The following is an 18,053-nucleotide window of genomic DNA, read 5'->3' as shown; positions in this document are numbered from 1 at the left end:
CACAAGGATCCTCAAGATGACCAAGATCGTCGATATTCGTGCCCTCGAGGTGCTGGACTCTCGCGGCAACCCCACCGTGCAGGCGGAAGTCCGCCTGGAAAGCGGCGCGATCGGTGTCGCCTGCGCACCGAGCGGCGCCTCCACCGGCTCTCGCGAGGCGCTGGAGCTGCGTGATGGTGACAAGAGCCGCTACCTCGGCAAGGGCGTGCTGAAGGCGGTGGACGCGGCCAACGGCAAGATCCGTGAGCGTCTGCTGGGTATGGACGCACGCGATCAGCGCGGGCTGGATGATGCCATGCTCGAGCTCGACGGCACCGACAACAAGGAAAACCTGGGCGCCAATGCCATCCTGGCGGTCTCCCTGGCCGCGGCCAAGGCCGCCGCCAACGCCAAGGGCGTGCCGCTCTACGCGCACATCGCCGAGCTCTACGGCCAGCCGGGCAAGTACCTGATGCCGGTGCCGATGATGAACATCCTCAACGGGGGCGAGCACGCCGACAACAACGTCGACATCCAGGAGTTCATGGTCCAGCCGGTCGGCGCGGCGAGCTTCCGCGAAGGGCTGCGCGTCGGCGCCGAGATCTTCCATGCGCTGAAGAAGGTGCTGTCAGCGCGTGGTCTGGCCACCGCCGTCGGTGACGAGGGCGGCTTCGCCCCCAACCTGGCCTCCAACGCCGAGGCGCTGGCGGTCATCAAGCAGGCCGTCGAAGACGCCGGTTACGTGCTGGGCAAGGACGTCACCCTGGCGCTGGACTGCGCCGCCAGCGAGTTCTACAAGGACGGGCAGTACCTGCTGGCCGGCGAGGACAAGAGCTTCGACGCCGAAGGTTTCGGTGATTACCTGGTGGGCCTGGCCGACGAGTACCCGATCGTGTCCATCGAGGATGGTCTGGACGAGTCCGACTGGGACGGCTGGAAGTCGCTGACCGCCAAGCTCGGCGATCGCGTGCAGCTGGTGGGTGACGACCTGTTCGTGACCAACACCCGCATCCTCAAGCGCGGCATCGACGAGTCCATCGGCAACTCCATCCTGATCAAGTTCAATCAGATCGGTTCCCTGTCCGAGACCCTCGATGCCATTCGCATGGCTCAGGACGCCGGCTTCACGGCGGTCATCTCCCACCGCAGCGGTGAGACCGAGGACACCACCATCGCCGACCTGGCCGTGGGCACCTGTGCCGGTCAGATCAAGACCGGCTCTCTGTGCCGCAGCGATCGTGTGGCCAAGTACAACCGTCTGCTGGTCATCGAGCAGGAGCTGGGTGAGCGTGCGAGCTATCCGGGCCGCTCCGCCATCAAGGGGCAGGCGTAGGCCCTTGGCAAGGCACCGATGGTGCTAGTGTCGACGCGTCTTGTAAGAGATTGACTACAGTTCTTGTAAGACATCGACTATTTTAGCGCCGAAAAGGCTCGCAACCATGTTGCGGGCCTTTTTTATCGCCTTGATTTTTCGATGCTTTTTCTGACAGGTCCTCTCGGTCTGCGTCATGGGTGAGAAAAGTAGGGTGCTTGTGATGACCCCAGAAACTGACAGAATGGCCACACGAATCGAGAGGTCAGGCTTCGCGGCGGCGAGTCGCCCGTCTGTCCCACGGAAACTTCATTGTTTCGGCATCGTTTCCGCAAGGAGGTGGAGTCGACGTCGGCAGTGAAGGGGCATGGATGTCCTCGGTGGTTGACACCCGGATGGGCCGGACTTGCCACTCTACGGTTCAGGTAGGTGTTTTCGGGATGCGTTCAGGAGTCAAGAGCGCGCCTGGTGCGACAGGAAGTCGCTTCTGGGCACGGAGGGCGCTCAGGGAGTAGGGCGGAGGGAGCCGCCCAAGGAAACGCTTGGAGCGGGCGGCCTACGGGCCGCCTTTTTTTATGCCTGCCTGTCGGGCACCTGCTTCGAAAGGCCATGGCGCCACGTCCTTTCCGCGCCGATGTCGGGCAGAAATCCGGGCCGGTCGGTGCTTGTCTGGGGGCGAGTGGGCCGGAAACCCTTCTTCAAGATTTGCTTTGCACAAACGCGACAGCCGCCCGGATAAGGCGGCTGTCGCGTTTGTTCAGGTACTGCCGGGCGGCTAAGCTCAGCGCTCGAGCTTTTCCAGCTTGCCCGGCTTGCCGTCCCACTGCTCGGCGTCTTCCGGCGGATCCTTCTTCTCGGTGATGTTGGGCCACACCTCCGCCAGCTCGGTATTGATCTCCAGGAACTGTTCCTGGCCCTCGGGCAGTTCATCCTCCGAGTAGATCGCTTCGGCCGGGCATTCCGGCTCGCACAGGGCGCAGTCGATGCATTCGTCGGGGTGAATCACCAGGAAATTGGGGCCTTCGTAGAAGCAGTCCACCGGGCAGACCTCGACACAGTCGGTGTACTTGCACTTGATGCAGTTTTCGGTGACGACGAATGTCATGCCAGTCTCCCTTCCTCGGGCCAGCGCCTTGCCGGCCTCTCTGTACAGTGGTGGCTTTCGCCCGGGTCGTTGGTGACGTGCGTGCGGCGTGGCGCCCATGCAGGCCATGCAACCTTCGCGTCCGGCGTAACATGCCGGCGCGTCTTAAGCCTTAATGTTATATAGAAATGGCTTTTTATAATCTACGGTCCTTGGGTGCCACATTCTAGTCCTCGCGCCGCTATCGGGCAAGAGTATGCCTCACAAGGGCCTCACAGTGCCGACTTCCAGCGGTACAGCAGTTCCAGTGCCTGGCGTGGACTGAGGTCGTCGACCGCCAGGCCGCCGAGTTCTTCCACCAGAGGGTGGGGGGCGCTGGCGAACAGGTCCGCCTGCTGGGGGGCGGACTGGTGGTGTCGGCTTCCGCCATCCGGATCAGCGCTCCTGCGGCCATGATCGATCTCCTGCTGCTCCAGGGCGGCAAGCTTGGTCCGTGCCTCGGCGATGACGGTCTGGGGCACACCGGCCAACTGGGCCACCTGCAGGCCATAGCTCTGGCTCGCGGGGCCGTCCTCGACCCGGTGCATGAAGACGATGCCATCATTGTGTTCGGCGGCGGTCAGGTGGACGTTGGTCACCGCCGGCGCCTCTGTGGCCAGCGCCGTCATCTCGAAGTAGTGGGTGGCGAACAGGGTAAAGGCGCGGGTACGGGTCAGGTGTTCGGCGCTGGCCCAGGCCAGTGACAGGCCGTCGAAGGTGCTGGTGCCCCGGCCGATCTCGTCCATCAGCACCAGGCTGTGGTCGGTGGCGTTGTGCAGGATATTGGCGGTTTCGGTCATCTCCACCATGAAGGTGGAGCGCCCGCCGGCCAGGTCATCGCTGGAGCCGATGCGAGTGAAGATGCGATCCACCGGGCCGATGGTGGCGCTGTCGGCGGGCACAAAGCTGCCGCTGTGGGCGAGCAGGGTGATCAGGGCCGCCTGGCGCATGTAGGTCGACTTGCCGCCCATGTTGGGGCCGGTGATCACCAGCATGCGGCGATCGTCATCCATGCGCAGGTCGTTGGGCACGAAGGGGCCGTCGCTGACCTGTTCGACCACCGGATGGCGACCACCGCGGATATCGAAGCCTGGGGTCTCTGACAGCGTCGGGCGGACAAAGTCCAGCGCCCGGGCACGCTCCGCCAGGGTGCACAGTACGTCGAGTGCGGCCAGCGCCCTGGCCGTCGCCTGGAGCCTGGCAAGTTCGGCGTTGAGGCTGTCGAGCAGGCTGTCGTACAGCAGTTTTTCCCTGGCCAGGGCGCGGGACTTGGCCGACAGCGCCTTGTCCTCGAACTCCTTGAGCTCCGGGATGATGAAGCGTTCGGCGTTCTTCAGCGTCTGGCGGCGAATATAGTCGGCCGGGGCCTCCTTGGCCTGGGCACGGGGGATCTCGATGTAGTAGCCGTGAACCCTGTTGTAGCCGACCTTGAGCCCGGCAAGCCCGGTGCGCGAGCGTTCGCGGGTCTCGAGCTTCACCAGGTAGTCGCCGGCGTGTTCGGCCAGGCCCCGGTGCTCGTCGAGCTCGTCGTCGAAGCCTTCGGCGATGACGCCGCCGTCGCGGATCACCACGGGAGGATTGTCGACCAGGGCTCGGGTCAGCAGTTCGGCCAGCTCCGGGAAGGGGCGAATGTGCTGGCGCAGGCCGTCGAGCGTGGTGCCGTCGGCGTAGCCGGCAAGGCTCGCCTCGAGTGCCGGCAGGGCGTTGAGGGCGTCGCGCAGCCGTGCCAGGTCCCGCGGGCGGGCACTGTTGAGGGCCACCCGGGCCAGAATGCGTTCGACGTCACCGATCGCCTTGAGGTCGTCGCGCAGCGGCTCATGGCCGTCATGGTCGAGCAGCAGGCTGATGGCCGCCTGGCGCCCCATGACCTGCTCGCGATCACGCAGCGGTCGATTGAGCCAGCGCTTGAGCAGGCGTGAGCCCATGGCGGTGGTGGTGGTGTCGAGCACGCTGGCCAGGGTGTTGTCGCCGCCCCCGCCAAGGTTGGTGTCGATCTCCAGGTTGCGCCGGCTGGCAGCGTCGATGACCACGGTGTCGTTGCGACTCTCGACGCCGATGGCGGTGACATGGGGCAGGGCGCTGCGCTGGGTGTCTCTGGCGTAGTCCACCAGTACCCCGGCGGCGATGATCGCCGCGTGCAGGTGGGCGCAGCCGAACCCCTTGAGGTCCTGCACGCCGAACTGGTCACACAGCACCCGATGGGCGCTCTCGTGGTCGAACAGCCAGTCGCTCTGACGCCGCAGGCCCCGGCGTTCGCCAAGCGCCGGCGGCAGCTCGGTACTTTCCGGTACCAGCAGCTCCGCCGGGTCCAGGCGGGTCAGCTCCGACAGCATCTCTGCCTCGCTTTCCACCTCGAGCACGCTGAAGCGGCCGCTGGAGACCTCGAGCCAGGCCAGGCCGATGCGCTCGCCCTGGGGCGCGATCGCCACCAGTAGGTTATCGCGGCGGGCGTCGAGCAGGGCTTCGTCATGGAGGGTGCCGGGGGTGACGATACGCACCACCTTGCGCTCCACCGGTCCCTTGGAGGTGGCCGGGTCGCCGATCTGTTCACAGATCGCCACCGACTCGCCGGCGCTGACCAGGCGTGCCAGGTAGCCCTCGGCGCTGTGATAGGGAATGCCGGCCATGGGAATCGGCTTGCCGGCGGACTGCCCGCGCTGGGTCAGGGTAATGTCGAGGGCCGCGGCGGCGCGCTTGGCGTCCTCGTAGAACAGCTCGTAGAAGTCCCCCATGCGGTAGAACAGCAGCACCTCGGGGTGCTCGCGCTTGATCCGCAGGTACTGGGTCATCATCGGCGTATGGCTGGGGGCGCTGGGCTTGGCCATGTCGTTCATGGGATCTCGAAGCGATGTTGATGAGTCGTCGGCGGCGGGCCGGCATCGCGAGGGACGCTGGCGAAAGGCGTCAAGGATAGCATGGGCGCAGGGCGCGCCTGTACCGCTGTGCCGAGATCCGTCTCGGGCTTTCTTCCCGGGGGCCAGGCGTGTCAGCATGATGTATCCACGATGCAGCATTTGTGGGGCCAGAGGGTGTCCGTCTACCCTTGTGGGTGATCGGTCGACGCCTTTTCTGGTGAGTGCGGAGCGATTTTCAAGGAACTCTCTTCCCTTGCGGGACTCTCTCAAGGAGTCGCCTACAAGGAACTGTCTTTACGGACTATTCAAAGGAGCTGTCATATGGACGTTGTACGCATTATTCTCGCGATCCTGCTGCCCCCGCTGGGCGTCTTCCTGCAGGTGGGCTTTGGTCTGCACTTCTGGCTCAATATCCTGCTGACCCTGCTGGGCTATATTCCCGGTATCGTTCACGCCATCTGGATCATTGCCAAGCGCTGAACCTGCCTGGATGACGGGTATCACTGTCGCGGCGACCTCGGTCGCCGCGATGCGTTGGTGGGCGCTGTACCTGTCGGCTTGTTGTCGCGGTTGTCGTGGCAAGACGTTTCCGAGGCGACGACGAGCCTGTCATTGTTGTCGTGATGTCGTATCGTGACACCCTGTTTTCACCACAAGAGACGGGCCTGCGATGACAAATGCAGACGATCGTGTTCGTCGCCTGGCGATTCGGCTGGGTGAGTTGTGTGTCGAGCGTGGGGTCTCGGTGACCGCCGCCGAGTCCTGTACCGGTGGCGGCGTGGCCGCTGCCATTACCGATATCGCCGGCAGTTCACGCTACTTCGAGACCGGCTACGTGACCTACTCCAACGCCGCCAAGCAGCGGCTGCTGGGGGTGCCCGGCGAGACCCTGGACGCCCATGGCGCCGTCAGTCAGCCGGTGGTGGAGGCGATGGTAGAGGGTGCTTGTCGCGACAGTGGTGCCCGACTTGGCGTCTCGGTCAGTGGCGTCGCCGGTCCGGATGGCGGCAGCGCTGAAAAGCCTGTCGGTACGGTGTGGTTTGCCTTCGCCGTCGACGGGCGGCTCGAGGCCGATCGCCAGCGCTTTGCCGGCGGTCGCGATGAGGTTCGCCAGGCCGCCGTGGTCCATGCGCTCGAAGGCCTGATCAGGCGGCTCGAGAGCCTGACCTGAGCCCAGCCGGCGGTGCCCCTTGATGTGCCCGTGGGCGTAGCGCCCAGCGCCGTGCGCCGGGCGTGTGGCGCAAGCGTTCCGGCCCCGCGGCTGTGGCGGTGCAGCGATCAACCCCTCATCCACTATTGATTTGCCCTATGCGCTCGATTCGTCACCTCGAAGGGCTGGTCGTCGTCCGCAAATTTCGTCATACTACTGTTCAGTCATACAGTAATTGCCAGGGTCCGGCGCAGGGCCCGATGGGGACTCGGGCAAGGCGCTCGACCCCGATCCATTGTCTACAGGAGCTCCGTAATGGCGCAGGATCAGAACCGCAGCAAGGCGCTGGACGCCGCCCTTTCCCAGATCGATCGCCAGTTCGGCAAGGGTACGGTGATGCGTCTGGGAGACGCTCCCAGGGTGGTGATGCCGTCGGTATCCACCGGCTCGTTGGGTCTCGATATCGCACTTGGCATCGGCGGTCTGCCCTATGGTCGAGTGGTGGAGATCTTTGGTCCAGAGTCCTCGGGCAAGACCACCCTGACACTGTCGGTGATCGCCCAGGCCCAGAAGGACGGCAAGACCTGCGCCTTTATCGACGCCGAGCATGCCCTCGATCCCAGCTACGCCGAGAAGCTTGGCGTCAATCTGGATGATCTGCTGGTGTCGCAGCCGGATACCGGTGAGCAGGCGCTGGAAATCTGCGACATGCTGGTGCGTTCCGGTGGCGTCGACGTGATCATCATCGACTCGGTGGCGGCGCTGACGCCCAGAGCCGAGATCGAAGGTGAGATGGGCGACTCCCACGTCGGCCTGCAGGCCCGACTGATGTCCCAGGCGCTGCGCAAGATCACCGGCAATATCAAGAACGCCAACTGCATGGTGGTGTTCATCAACCAGATCCGCATGAAGATCGGGGTGATGTTCGGTAGCCCCGAGACCACCACCGGCGGTAACGCCCTGAAGTTCTACTCGAGCGTGCGTCTGGATATCCGTCGTACCGGCTCGGTCAAGCAGGGCGACGAGGTCACCGGCAACGAGACCCGGGTCAAGGTGGTCAAGAACAAGGTGGCGCCGCCCTTCCGTCAGGCCGAATTCCAGATCCTCTACGGCAAGGGCATCTACCACGCCGGCGAGGTGGTGGACCTTGGCGTTCAGTGCAAGCTGGTGGACAAGGCCGGCGCCTGGTACAGCTACCAGGGCAACAAGATCGGCCAGGGCAAGGCCAACGCCGCCCAGTTCCTCGAGGACAACCCGGCCATCATGGAAGAGATCGAGTCCCAGATTCGTGCCCAGCTGCTGACCCAGCCGGAGCCGAAGAAGAGCGAGAAGGAAGCGGAAGCCGCGGCGCCCGCTGGCGACGACCTTGGCGACGATCTGCTGTAGCAGGTCGACTCGCGGCAGGCCGGCACGCCGGCCTGTGACGTCGCAACGTACGACTTTCCTCGGGCCCCTCGACAGGGGCCCGAGGCGTTTGTGAAAGGGGGCTCGCGCCGTCGGTGCTCGCCGTCCCGTGCCAACAGGAGATGACATGCACAAGGCTGCCAGCCAGATGTCCCCACGCGAGCACGCCATCGATCTGCTCGCTCGACGCGAATACGGCCGTGAAGAGCTGCGAGGGCGATTGCTGGCCAAGGGGCACGCCCTCGAGGACATTGAGCAGGCCCTGGAAGCGCTTGCCGATCAAGGCCTGCAGAGCGACCGGCGCTTCGCCGAGAGCTTTCTGCGCGGTCGGTTGATGCGTGGGCAGGGGCCGGTGAAGATGCTGGCGGAACTGGGCCAGAGGGGCGTCGATCGAGCGCTGGCCAGGGAGGCGCTGGCGGAACTGGAGCGCGAGGAGTCCGTCGACTGGTATCGACTGGCCAGCGAAGCGCTGGAGCGGCGCTTCGGCCGAGAGCTGCCAGCGGATCCCAGGGAACGTGCTCGACGTGAACGCTTTCTGGCCGGGCGCGGTTTCGACTTCGACCAGGTGCGCGAGGCGATACGGGCCCTCGGCGATGATTGAACCGCCGCCAGACGGGCCTTCTCGGATGCGGTTTTGCACGACCCACTTTAGTCGCTTGACAACTACGCTATAATGTCCCCTTTTGCGACAGCCCCGGGTCGCGGTTTCATGCTCGGATGCTCCGGCGTGCCACGGCAGTGGGCCGGTTCGACGCGCTCTATCGCTCATCGCCACGGATATTTCATGAAAAGCGCAGATATCAGACAGGCCTTTCTGAGGTTCTTCGAAGAACAGGGTCATACCCGCGTGCCGTCCAGTTCGCTGGTGCCGGGCAACGATCCGACGCTGTTGTTCACCAACGCCGGCATGGTGCCGTTCAAGGACGTCTTTCTCGGGCGTGACCCCAGGGACTATGTGCGGGCTACCTCCTCCCAGCGCTGCGTGCGCGCCGGTGGCAAGCACAACGATCTGGACAACGTCGGTTACACCGCGCGTCATCACACCTTCTTCGAGATGCTGGGCAACTTCAGCTTCGGCGACTACTTCAAGCGCGACGCCATCGGCTTTGCCTGGACCTTCCTGACCGAGGTGCTGGGACTGCCCAAGGAGAAGCTGTGGGTCACCGTCCACGTCAGTGACGATGAGGCCGAACGCATCTGGAAAGACGAGATCGGTATCGATCCCGAGCGCTTCTCCAAGCTGGACGAAGACAACTTCTGGCAGATGGGCGACACCGGCCCCTGCGGTCCCAGCTCCGAGATCTTCTACGATCATGGCGCCGAGGTGTGGGGCGGCCCTCCCGGCAGTCCGGAGGAAGACGGTGATCGCTACATCGAGATCTGGAACCTGGTGTTCATGCAGTTCGATCGCGACGCCAGCGGCGAGATGAAGCCGCTGCCCAAGCCGTCCATCGATACCGGCATGGGGCTGGAGCGCATCGCCGCGGTCATGCAGGGGGTCCACTCCAACTACGAGATCGACCTGTTCCAGAATCTGCTCAAGGCCGCCGCCGAGGCGACCGGTGCGAGCGACCTGGAGGCGCCGTCGCTGCGCGTGATCGCCGACCATATCCGTTCCTGTGCCTTCCTGATCGCGGACGGCGTGCTGCCTTCCAACGAAGGTCGTGGTTACGTGCTCAGGCGGATCATTCGTCGGGCGATCCGCCATGGTCACAAGCTGGGCGCCCAGGGAGCCTTCTTCCATCGCCTGGTGGCGGCGTTGGACGCCGAGATGGGCGAGGCCTACCCGGAACTGCGCCAGGCTCGCGCACAGATCGAGCGCGTGTTGCTGAAGGAAGAAGAGCAGTTCGCTCGCACCCTGGATCATGGCATGGGCCTGCTGGAGCAGGCGCTGGCCGCGCTCGACGGTGACACCCTGCCGGGCGAGACGGTGTTCAAGCTCTACGACACCTACGGCTTTCCCTATGACCTTACCGCCGATGTCTGCCGTGAGCGGGGCGTCACCCTGGATGCCGAAGGCTTCGAGCGGGAGCTCGAGGCGCAGCGTGAGCGGGCCCGGGCGGCCAGCCAGTTCGGCGCCGAGTACAGCGCCACCATCGAGCTCGAGGGCCAGACCGAGTTCACCGGCTACGACCGCCTCGAGGACAACGCCAGGGTGGTCGCGCTCTATGACAGCGAAGGCAATGCGCTCGAGCGCCTGACGCCTGAGCATCCCGCCGTGGTGGTGCTGGACCGCACCCCCTTCTACGGCGAGTCCGGTGGCCAGGTCGGTGATACCGGCTACCTGAACGTCGAGGGCGGACGGTTCCTGGTCAAGGACACCCAGAAACAGGCGGGGCATCACCTGCATCAGGGGGTGTTGCTCGAAGGTGAGCTGGTGGTCGGCAGCGAGGTCACGCCCCAGGTGGACGAGAGCCTGCGTGCGGCGACGGTGCGTAACCACTCGGCGACCCACCTGCTGCACAAGGCCCTGCGTCTGGTGCTGGGCGATCATGTCCAGCAGAAGGGCTCGCTGGTGACGCCTGAGCGCCTGCGTTTCGACTTCAGCCACTTCGAGGCAATGAGCGCCGAACAGCTCAAGGAAGTGGAGCGCCTGGTCAACCAGCAGGTGCTGGCCAATGCGCCGACCCGGATCGAGAGCATGACCCTCGATGAGGCCAAGGAGAAGGGCGCCGCTGCCTTGTTCGAGGCCAAGTACGCCGACAGCGTGCGGGTGCTGACCATCGGTGCCGACGACTTCTCCATCGAGCTGTGTGGTGGTACCCACGTGGCCCGCAGTGGCGACATCGGCTGCTGTCATATCGTCGCCGAGAGCGGCATCGCCTCAGGCGTGCGTCGGATCGAGGCGATCACCGGTGAGGGCGCGCTGGCCTACTTCGGCGAACAGGAGGCGCGCCTTGCGCGTGTGGCCGAGCGCCTCAAGGCCAAGCCCGAGCAGCTCGAGGAGCGCGTCGACAGCCTGGTCGAGCGTAATCGCGGCCTGGAGAAGGAGCTCGAGCGGCTCAAGGCCAAGCTCGCCAGCGCCGCCGGCAGCGACATGCTGGCAAGCGCCACAGAGGTTCAGGGCGTCAAGGTACTGGCGACGCACCTGGATGGCGTGTCGGGCAAGGAATTGCGTGGCGTGCTTGACCAGCTCAAGAACAAGCTTGGCTCCGGCATCATCGTGCTGGGGGTGGCCGACGAGGCCGCCGGCAAGGTCAGCCTGATCGCCGGGGTGACCGATGATCTGACCGCCAGGGTCAAGGCCGGGGAGCTTGTCAATCACGTCGCCGGACAGGTCGGCGGCAAGGGCGGCGGTCGTGCCGACATGGCCCAGGCCGGCGGTAGCGACGTCAATGCACTGCCGGCGGCGCTGGAGAGCGTCCCGGCCTGGGTGGACGCCAAATTGTGATCCCTCTGGGGTCGGGGGCTCGAGAGGGTCCCCGGCCCTTTTTTCTGCCCTGACAAAACTTCGCAGAGACAACAGTTTCATTCATTGAATCCAACGAGCGAGGAAGACGGCATATGGCACTATACGTACAGAAGTTCGGTGGGACGTCGGTCGGCTCGGTGGAGCGCATCAAGGCCGTGGCCGAGAAGGTCAAGGGCTTCCGCGACCAGGGCCATCAGGTCGTGGTGGTGGTCTCCGCCATGAGCGGCGAGACCAACCGCCTGATCGGGATGGCCAACGAGATCAACGACGAGCCGACCCCCCGTGAGATGGACATGCTGGTGTCCACCGGCGAGCAGGTGACCATCTCGCTGCTGGCGATGGCGCTGCACAAGCTGGACGTGCCGGCAACGTCCTACACCGGCTCTCAGGTCGGCATCATGACCGACAGCGCCCACACCAAGGCGCGTATCCAGCGCATCGAGACCGACGAGATGCGCGAAGACCTGGACGCTGGCCAGGTGGTGGTGGTCGCCGGCTTCCAGGGGGTCGATGAGGAAGGCAATATCACCACCCTGGGTCGTGGAGGCTCGGACACCACCGGTGTGGCGCTGGCGGCCGCGCTCAAGGCCGACGAGTGCCAGATCTACACCGATGTGGACGGCGTCTACACCACCGACCCGCGGGTCTGCTCCAAGGCCCAGCGCCTGGATTCGATCACCGTGGAGGAGATGCTGGAGCTTGCCAGCCTCGGCTCCAAGGTGTTGCAGATTCGCGCCGTCGAATTTGCCGGCAAGTACAATGTTCCGCTGCGCGTGCTGTCCAGTTTCGAGGACGGCCCCGGCACCCTGATCGTTGCAGACTCCGAACAAGACGAGGATTCCATGGAAGAACCGCTGATCTCAGGCATCGCCTTCACCGCCAACGAAGCCAAGCTGACCCTGCTCAACACGCCGGACGTGCCGGGCGTGGCCTCGCGCATCCTGGGCCCGATCGCCGACGCCAACATCGAGATCGACATGATCGTGCAGAACGTGGCGCCGGCCGGTGACTACACCGACTTCACCTTCACAGTAGCCAAGGGTGACTACAAGCAGACCATGCGCATCCTCGAGCAGCAGGTCATCCCCGATCTGGGCGGTGGCGAGTTGCGTGGCGACGATAATATCGCCAAGGTGTCTCTGGTAGGGGTGGGTATGCGCTCACACGCCGGGGTCGCCTCGAAGATGTTCCGCGTGCTGTCCGAGGAAAACATCAACATCCGCATGGTCTCGACCTCGGAGATCAAGATCTCCGTGGTGATCGACGAGAAGCAGATGGAATTGGCAGTACGTGCGCTGCACAAGGCATTTGGTCTCGACAAGGCCGATATCGAGAGCGAATAAGTTTCTCGGCGCGGCGCACACCTTCTACGCTTTAAGGAGTCCCCCTCGCCAATTCGGCCGGGGGCTTCCCTTAAACGGCACAATCAGGTGTCATGAGTCGCTAGTGCTCGCCACCAAGAAAGAGGGCACGTCGTCCGGAAGCGTGACGGCGTAGCGACTCACGTAACAAGTCTGAGAAGGAGATCAGTCATGCTCATCCTGACACGCCGCGTCGGCGAAACCCTGATGATCGGGGACGATATCACCGTCACCGTTCTGGGGGTGAAGGGAAATCAAGTGCGTATCGGCGTGAATGCGCCCAAGGACGTTGCCGTCCACCGTGAAGAGATCTACCAGCGCATCCAGCGCGAGAAGGCTGACGATGGCGCTGCCGATGATGAGTGAAGGTGGTGGCCGAGCGGAGAACTTTTTTCGCCTCGGGCTGGACAAAGGCCTTACGTCTCGGTAGGATACGCACCGTGCCGATGAGGGAGAGGTGGCCGAGTGGCTGAAGGCGCTCCCCTGCTAAGGGAGTATGGGGTTTATAGCCTCATCGAGGGTTCGAATCCCTCCCTCTCCGCCATTTTACGATGCATGTCGTGAAGCGGCTTCATGGGTACCGATGATCAGGCATGTTGGATGCCTGGTGCATCAAGAGATTGATACGCGCCCGTAGCTCAGCTGGATAGAGTACCTGACTACGAATCAGGTGGTCGGAGGTTCGAATCCTCCCGGGCGCGCCATCTTCTCCCAGGTTGGATTCCGATAGTTTACTGGAATACGACATCGCAATGAGTTTCATTGCCTACGCGCCCGTAGCTCAGCTGGATAGAGTACCTGACTACGAATCAGGTGGTCGGAGGTTCGAATCCTCCCGGGCGCGCCAGATTTAGACCCGCTCTCTTCGGAGGGCGGGTTTTCTGTTTCCTGCCAAGTTTCCTGTCCAGTTTCGTGCTGACCGGCTGGCTACTACTGCCGGTTGCGATCGTTTAGGCGCCTGTCGCGAGATGGGCGCCTTTTTTTATGCTGTTTCCTGCCAAGTTTCCTGTCCAGTTTCGTGCTGACCGGCTGACCGGCTGACCGGCTGACCGGCTGACCGGCTGACCGGCTGACCGGCTGACCGGCGTCGATTCTTTATGAACGGTGCTGTGTCGAGCGTCGGTCGTTGTCTCCCCTGGCCTGGTCTAGGCTGAAGCCTGACATTCACGCATCGGGAGGGTGGCGCATGGGCGGCAAGGTGGCGGCGGCGTATCAGGCGACCAGGGGGTCAGTGCTCGACGTGGATCGCGCCTTCTATGACGGCCTGACCGAGCGGGCGGGGAGGCGGCGGCGGGTGGCCAGTCACCGGGTACCGATTCGTGATGGACTCGCCTGGGAGGTCAAGGCGGGGCAGGTCTTTCGTATTGCCATCGTCGATGGTGCCCAGGTCGGTGACTTCAACATGTGGCACCGCCATGACCCGCGCGAGCGTATGTGGGCCTCGCGCACCCGTCAGCTGCAGCGAGCTCATGTCAGCACCTACGACAGGCTGTGGTCGACGCTGCCCTTTCTGCGTCCCATGGCCACCATCATCGACGACACCCTGGCAGGCTACGGTGAGGACGCCGAAGGCGGGCGCGTGCATGACCTGCTGGGAACCCGCTGTGATCCCTACGTCAATCGCCTGTTGACCGGCGAGGACTTCGATTTTCACTGCCATTCCAACCTGGTGAGGGCGGTCGCGCCCTGGGGGTTGACCGAGTTTGACGTGCATGACGTGCTCAATGTCTTCCAGTGCACCGGGCTCAACGACGATGACCAGTACTTCATGAAGGCCTGCCCGGCGCGGCCTGGGGACTATCTTGAGCTGTTTGCCGAGATCGATCTGTTGTGCGCGCTGTCCTGCTGTCCCGGTGGCGATCTGTCGGTGGATCTATGGGGGCCGGACGCCAGGGATCCGCTGTCCACCTGCCACCCCTTGGCGGTGGAAGTGTTCGAGGTCGAGTCCGAGCGGCTGGCGCAGTGGCAGCCGCCCGAATCTCCGGCCTATGCAGGCGGCCATGGGCGGCGTGATCCCGATGTGGATTGGGCCGATCTCAAGGACAAGAGCTAGGCGCTGCTCCGATCGGATTCCTCTCCGGGAGGGGAGGTTGGCCTGCCTATCCCTATTGGGCGGCGGCGACTGCCTCGCTTCGGTGCTTGGGTGAGGTGAGATTCTGGCGCAGTGTGGCGTCAGGTGCGGTTTCTGGCGCTGCGTCTGATTCGATGCGCTGGGCGCCGAGCCCCGCAAGGAATTCATCGAGATCGGTGATGCGGCGCAGGGCCTGAAAGCGGGAGGCGGCCTCGCGGTCGCGCGCCTTCATGTGGTTCATCCACTGCTTTAGTAGCGATACCACCACTTTTGCCGGGAGTGTGGTACGCTGCATTGCAGCATAGGACGTCAGGATGCCGGCTCGCTGGGCCCATGTCGTGGCCGGCAGGCGCTCTCCGGTGCGCTGCCAGTGGCGGATGCGCGGGGCGAGTTTCGGGTCGGCCAGGGCGCCGCGGCCAAGCATGACGTCGCGACAGCCGGACAGGGTGCGTGCCTTCCAGTAGTCCTCGAGGGTCCAGATGTCGCCGTTGGCGACGACCGGGATGCGCAGGCGCTGGTTGATGCGGCCGATCCACTCCCAATGGGCCGGCGGGCGATAGCCCTCGTCCCGGGTGCGGGCATGCACCACCAGTTGGGTGGCGCCGGCGGCCTCGGCGGCCAGGGCGCAGTCCAGCGCCCGGCGGCGGTCGGAGAAACCCAGGCGTATCTTGGCGGTGACCGGGATGCTGTCGCCCACGGCACGGTGGACGGCGTCCACGGCACGCTCCAGGCGTCGCGGATCGCGCAACAATGAGGCGCCGCCGTCATGGCGGTTGACCAGCTTGGCTGGGCAGCCGAAGTTCAAATCCAGGCTGATGGCGCCGAGGCGTAGCGCCTGGCGGGCATTGGCGGCCAGGGCGTCGGGGTCGGAGCCGAGCAGTTGCAGGTGCACCGGGATGTGGTTGGGGGTGATGACGCCCTCGGTCGCCAGTTCCGGGCAGTGCTTGTAGAACACTCGAGGCGGCAGGCGCGCGTCCACCACCCGTACGAACTCGGTGACCGTCCAGTCGAAGCCGGCGTCACGGGTCAGCAGGTCGCGGGTGTGGGCGTCGATCACGCCCTCCATGGGCGCGAGTCCGATGCGACCTTCGTCTAACCCCTGTTTATGTAGTAATTTAACAACCAAAACTGCTACCTTTAGACCATGGTGCTGTGCCGGGGATGTGGCAGGGTATAGCATCAAAATTTTTGCGCAAGCCGTATGATCCAGAAAGATCAAGGCAACTTTGGCGCTACAACGCGGAGGATCCCGCATGCAAGACACTCAGTTGCTCAACGAGGGCCTCAGCCTGATGGCGCTCGGCATGGGTTTTGTTTTTGTTTTTCTTACGGTGCTGGTGATCACCACCACGCTGATGTCTCGTGTCATCGGTCGCTACTTTCCCGAACCGGTGCCGGTCGAGGCGCCCAAGCGCGGGGCGGCACCCGCCGCGCCGGGCCAGGACGATGCGGTGATGGCGGCGATCTCGGCCGCGGTTCACCGCTACCGCCAGCGTCGCTGAGGTCGTCCGTACCAGGCGACGACCCTGACCGTGAATTTCGACAAAGCGCTTCATAACGATAAGGACCCAGCCATGAGCGAATCTGCACGCCCGCTAGGCATCACCGATGTCGTGCTACGCGACGCCCATCAGTCTCTGTTCGCCACCCGCATGCGTATCGACGACATGCTGCCCATCGCCGAGAAGCTCGACAAGATCGGCTTCTGGTCGCTGGAATCCTGGGGCGGCGCCACCTTTGACGCCTGTATCCGCTACCTCGGCGAAGATCCGTGGGAGCGGATACGGGCGTTGAAGGAAGCCATGCCCAATACGCCCCAGCAGATGTTGCTGCGGGGCCAGAACCTGTTGGGCTATCGCCACTACGCCGATGACGTGGTCGACCGCTTCGTCGAGCGCGCCAAGACCAACGGGGTCGATGTCTTCCGCGTGTTCGATGCGATGAACGACCCACGTAACCTCGAGCGTGCGATCCAGGCGGTCAAGGCCAACGATGGCCATGCTCAGGGTACCATCTCCTACACCAAGAGCCCGGTGCACACCCTGGACAGCTGGGTGGAATTGGCCAAGTCCATCGCCGACATGGGCGCCGACTCCCTGGCGATCAAGGACATGGCGGGGCTTCTGACTCCCTATGACGCCTTCGAGCTTGTCACCAAACTCAAGTCGGCGCTGAATATTCGCATCCATCTGCACTGCCACGCCACTACCGGGCTTTCATCGGCGACCGCGCTCAAGGCCGCCGAGGCAGGCGTCGACAACGTCGATACCGCCATCTCCTCGATGTCGATGACCTACGGCCACAGCCCCACCGAATCGCTGGTGGCGATGCTCAAGGACACCGAGCGCGATACCGGCCTGGACCTGGAGGCCCTGGAAGATATCGCCGCCTACTTCCGTGAGGTGCGCAAGAAGTACGCCGCTTTCGAGGGCTCGCTCAAGGGCATCGACTCGCGCATTCTGGTGGCCCAGGTGCCCGGTGGCATGCTCACCAACATGGAAGGCCAGTTGAAGGAGCAGGGCGCCGGTGACCGTCTCGATGAGGTGCTCAAGGAGATTCCTCGGGTCCGTGAAGACCTCGGCTATATTCCGCTGGTGACCCCCACCTCCCAGATCGTCGGCACCCAGGCGGTGATGAACGTGATGATGGGGGAGCGCTACAAGTCCATCTCCAAGGAGGTGCAGGCGCTGCTCAAGGGCGAGTACGGCGCTGCGCCGGCGGACTTCGACAGCGAATTGCAGAGCCGGGTGCTGGACGGTGCCAAGCCGATCACCGAACGTCCCGCGGATCGACTGGATCCCGAGATGTCGCGGTTGACCGATGAGCTGGCCGCCAAGGCCAAGGACGACGGCATCCGCCTGGCCGAAGGCGAGCGTCAGGTAGACGACGTTCTGACCTACGCACTGTTCCCGCAGATCGGGCTCAAGTTCCTCAAGAACCGTGACAACCCCGACGCCTTCGAACCTGCGCCCAGCGTCGAGGCGGCGACGCCCGCTGCGCCCGCCAAGGCGCCGGCGGCCAAGGCTGGTACCGCCGGACCCGAGACCTACACCGTCAAGGTCAACGGCACCGCCTACGTGGTCGAGGTCGCCGAGGGTGGCGACATTTCCCAGGTCAAGGAAGCGCCCGCCGCTGGCTCTTCTGACGCTGCACCGGCGGCGCCGGCAGCTTCCTCCGGCGAGACCATCGATGCACCGCTGGCCGGCAACATCTTCAAGGTCAACGTCAAGCCCGGCGACAGCGTGGCCGAGGGTGACGTGGTGGTCATCCTCGAGGCGATGAAGATGGAGACCGAGGTCCGCGCTGCTGCTGCCGGCACCGTGTCTGACGTCCAGGTCGCCGAGGGCGACAGCGTCTCCGTCGGCGACACCCTGATCGTGCTTTAA

The 18,053-nt window shown here is 64.3% G+C and carries 14 protein-coding genes and 3 tRNA genes; 14 read left to right on the top strand and 3 right to left on the bottom strand.

The window, feature by feature from the left end; genetic code table 11:
* Nucleotides 1–16: 16 nt before the first annotated feature.
* A complete protein-coding gene (gene eno / locus KUV74_RS07880; protein WP_222516048.1) occupies nt 17–1,312 on the top strand; it encodes a phosphopyruvate hydratase in 1,296 nt (431 codons plus the stop codon).
* 760 nt (nt 1,313–2,072) lie between these two features.
* Here eno and fdxA read toward each other — a convergent pair.
* Entirely contained in the window at nt 2,073–2,396 is a 324-nt protein-coding gene (fdxA, locus tag KUV74_RS07875) for a ferredoxin FdxA (RefSeq protein ID WP_045991132.1), read from the bottom strand.
* Nucleotides 2,397–2,647: 251 nt separating this feature from the next.
* Complete coding sequence (mutS, locus tag KUV74_RS07870; RefSeq protein WP_409996583.1) at nt 2,648–5,248, bottom strand: DNA mismatch repair protein MutS; 2,601 nt, start codon at nt 5,246–5,248, stop codon at nt 2,648–2,650.
* A gap of 342 nt (nt 5,249–5,590) precedes the next feature.
* Here mutS and KUV74_RS07865 point away from each other — a divergent pair, with 342 nt between their 5' ends.
* From KUV74_RS07865 to KUV74_RS07815, 11 genes are all read left to right on the top strand, one after another.
* On the top strand, nt 5,591–5,749 hold the full coding sequence (locus KUV74_RS07865; protein WP_045991131.1) for a YqaE/Pmp3 family membrane protein: 159 nt from the start codon (nt 5,591–5,593) through the stop codon (nt 5,747–5,749).
* Nucleotides 5,750–5,939: 190 nt separating this feature from the next.
* Nucleotides 5,940–6,440, top strand: a complete 501-nt coding sequence (locus KUV74_RS07860; protein WP_045991130.1) for a CinA family protein — start codon at nt 5,940–5,942, stop codon at nt 6,438–6,440.
* 294 nt (nt 6,441–6,734) lie between these two features.
* A complete protein-coding gene (gene recA / locus KUV74_RS07855; RefSeq protein ID WP_045991129.1) occupies nt 6,735–7,805 on the top strand; it encodes a recombinase RecA in 1,071 nt (356 codons plus the stop codon).
* A gap of 145 nt (nt 7,806–7,950) precedes the next feature.
* On the top strand, nt 7,951–8,424 hold the full coding sequence (locus tag KUV74_RS07850; RefSeq protein ID WP_222516047.1) for a regulatory protein RecX: 474 nt from the start codon (nt 7,951–7,953) through the stop codon (nt 8,422–8,424).
* Nucleotides 8,425–8,607: 183 nt separating this feature from the next.
* Nucleotides 8,608–11,214 carry an alanine--tRNA ligase gene (gene alaS / locus KUV74_RS07845; RefSeq protein WP_124803434.1) on the top strand — a complete coding sequence of 869 codons (2,607 nt, stop codon included), beginning with the start codon at nt 8,608–8,610 and terminating at the stop codon, nt 11,212–11,214.
* 113 nt (nt 11,215–11,327) lie between these two features.
* Complete coding sequence (locus tag KUV74_RS07840; protein WP_045991126.1) at nt 11,328–12,578, top strand: aspartate kinase; 1,251 nt, start codon at nt 11,328–11,330, stop codon at nt 12,576–12,578.
* Nucleotides 12,579–12,767: 189 nt separating this feature from the next.
* Complete coding sequence (gene csrA / locus KUV74_RS07835) at nt 12,768–12,962, top strand: carbon storage regulator CsrA (protein WP_045991125.1); 195 nt, start codon at nt 12,768–12,770, stop codon at nt 12,960–12,962.
* Between the two features lie 85 nt (nt 12,963–13,047).
* Nucleotides 13,048–13,140, top strand: a tRNA-Ser gene (locus KUV74_RS07830).
* Between the two features lie 83 nt (nt 13,141–13,223).
* Nucleotides 13,224–13,300 (top strand) — tRNA-Arg (locus tag KUV74_RS07825).
* Between the two features lie 66 nt (nt 13,301–13,366).
* Nucleotides 13,367–13,443: transfer RNA gene (locus KUV74_RS07820), tRNA-Arg, on the top strand.
* A 339-nt stretch (nt 13,444–13,782) separates the two neighbouring features.
* Nucleotides 13,783–14,649, top strand: coding sequence for an urea carboxylase-associated family protein (locus tag KUV74_RS07815; protein WP_108132320.1), 867 nt, complete (start codon nt 13,783–13,785; stop codon nt 14,647–14,649).
* 52 nt (nt 14,650–14,701) lie between these two features.
* On the opposite strand, the gene KUV74_RS07810 is transcribed toward KUV74_RS07815, so the two are convergent.
* Nucleotides 14,702–15,733 (bottom strand): tRNA dihydrouridine synthase, encoded by a 1,032-nt coding sequence (locus KUV74_RS07810; RefSeq protein WP_108132321.1) that lies wholly within the window; start codon nt 15,731–15,733, stop codon nt 14,702–14,704.
* A 187-nt stretch (nt 15,734–15,920) separates the two neighbouring features.
* Here KUV74_RS07810 and KUV74_RS07805 point away from each other — a divergent pair, with 187 nt between their 5' ends.
* Complete coding sequence (locus KUV74_RS07805; protein ID WP_045991122.1) at nt 15,921–16,169, top strand: OadG family protein; 249 nt, start codon at nt 15,921–15,923, stop codon at nt 16,167–16,169.
* A 72-nt stretch (nt 16,170–16,241) separates the two neighbouring features.
* Entirely contained in the window at nt 16,242–18,053 is a 1,812-nt protein-coding gene (gene oadA, locus KUV74_RS07800; RefSeq protein WP_222516046.1) for a sodium-extruding oxaloacetate decarboxylase subunit alpha, read from the top strand.

The sequence above is a fragment of the Halomonas sp. DP1Y21-3 genome, from assembly GCF_019801245.1.
Lineage (GTDB): Bacteria > Pseudomonadota > Gammaproteobacteria > Pseudomonadales > Halomonadaceae > Halomonas > Halomonas litopenaei.
This window is presented reverse-complemented; position numbering and strand designations above follow the sequence as displayed.

Coding starts and splice junctions, on each gene's coding strand:
- eno (WP_222516048.1), top strand. CDS start 17: ATGACCAAGATCGTCGATATTCGTGCCCTCGAGGTGCTGGACTCTCGC.
- fdxA (WP_045991132.1), bottom strand. CDS start 2,396: ATGACATTCGTCGTCACCGAAAACTGCATCAAGTGCAAGTACACCGAC.
- mutS (WP_409996583.1), bottom strand. CDS start 5,248: ATGAACGACATGGCCAAGCCCAGCGCCCCCAGCCATACGCCGATGATG.
- KUV74_RS07865 (WP_045991131.1), top strand. CDS start 5,591: ATGGACGTTGTACGCATTATTCTCGCGATCCTGCTGCCCCCGCTGGGC.
- KUV74_RS07860 (WP_045991130.1), top strand. CDS start 5,940: ATGACAAATGCAGACGATCGTGTTCGTCGCCTGGCGATTCGGCTGGGT.
- recA (WP_045991129.1), top strand. CDS start 6,735: ATGGCGCAGGATCAGAACCGCAGCAAGGCGCTGGACGCCGCCCTTTCC.
- KUV74_RS07850 (WP_222516047.1), top strand. CDS start 7,951: ATGCACAAGGCTGCCAGCCAGATGTCCCCACGCGAGCACGCCATCGAT.
- alaS (WP_124803434.1), top strand. CDS start 8,608: ATGAAAAGCGCAGATATCAGACAGGCCTTTCTGAGGTTCTTCGAAGAA.
- KUV74_RS07840 (WP_045991126.1), top strand. CDS start 11,328: ATGGCACTATACGTACAGAAGTTCGGTGGGACGTCGGTCGGCTCGGTG.
- csrA (WP_045991125.1), top strand. CDS start 12,768: ATGCTCATCCTGACACGCCGCGTCGGCGAAACCCTGATGATCGGGGAC.
- KUV74_RS07815 (WP_108132320.1), top strand. CDS start 13,783: ATGGGCGGCAAGGTGGCGGCGGCGTATCAGGCGACCAGGGGGTCAGTG.
- KUV74_RS07810 (WP_108132321.1), bottom strand. CDS start 15,733: ATGGAGGGCGTGATCGACGCCCACACCCGCGACCTGCTGACCCGTGAC.
- KUV74_RS07805 (WP_045991122.1), top strand. CDS start 15,921: ATGCAAGACACTCAGTTGCTCAACGAGGGCCTCAGCCTGATGGCGCTC.
- oadA (WP_222516046.1), top strand. CDS start 16,242: ATGAGCGAATCTGCACGCCCGCTAGGCATCACCGATGTCGTGCTACGC.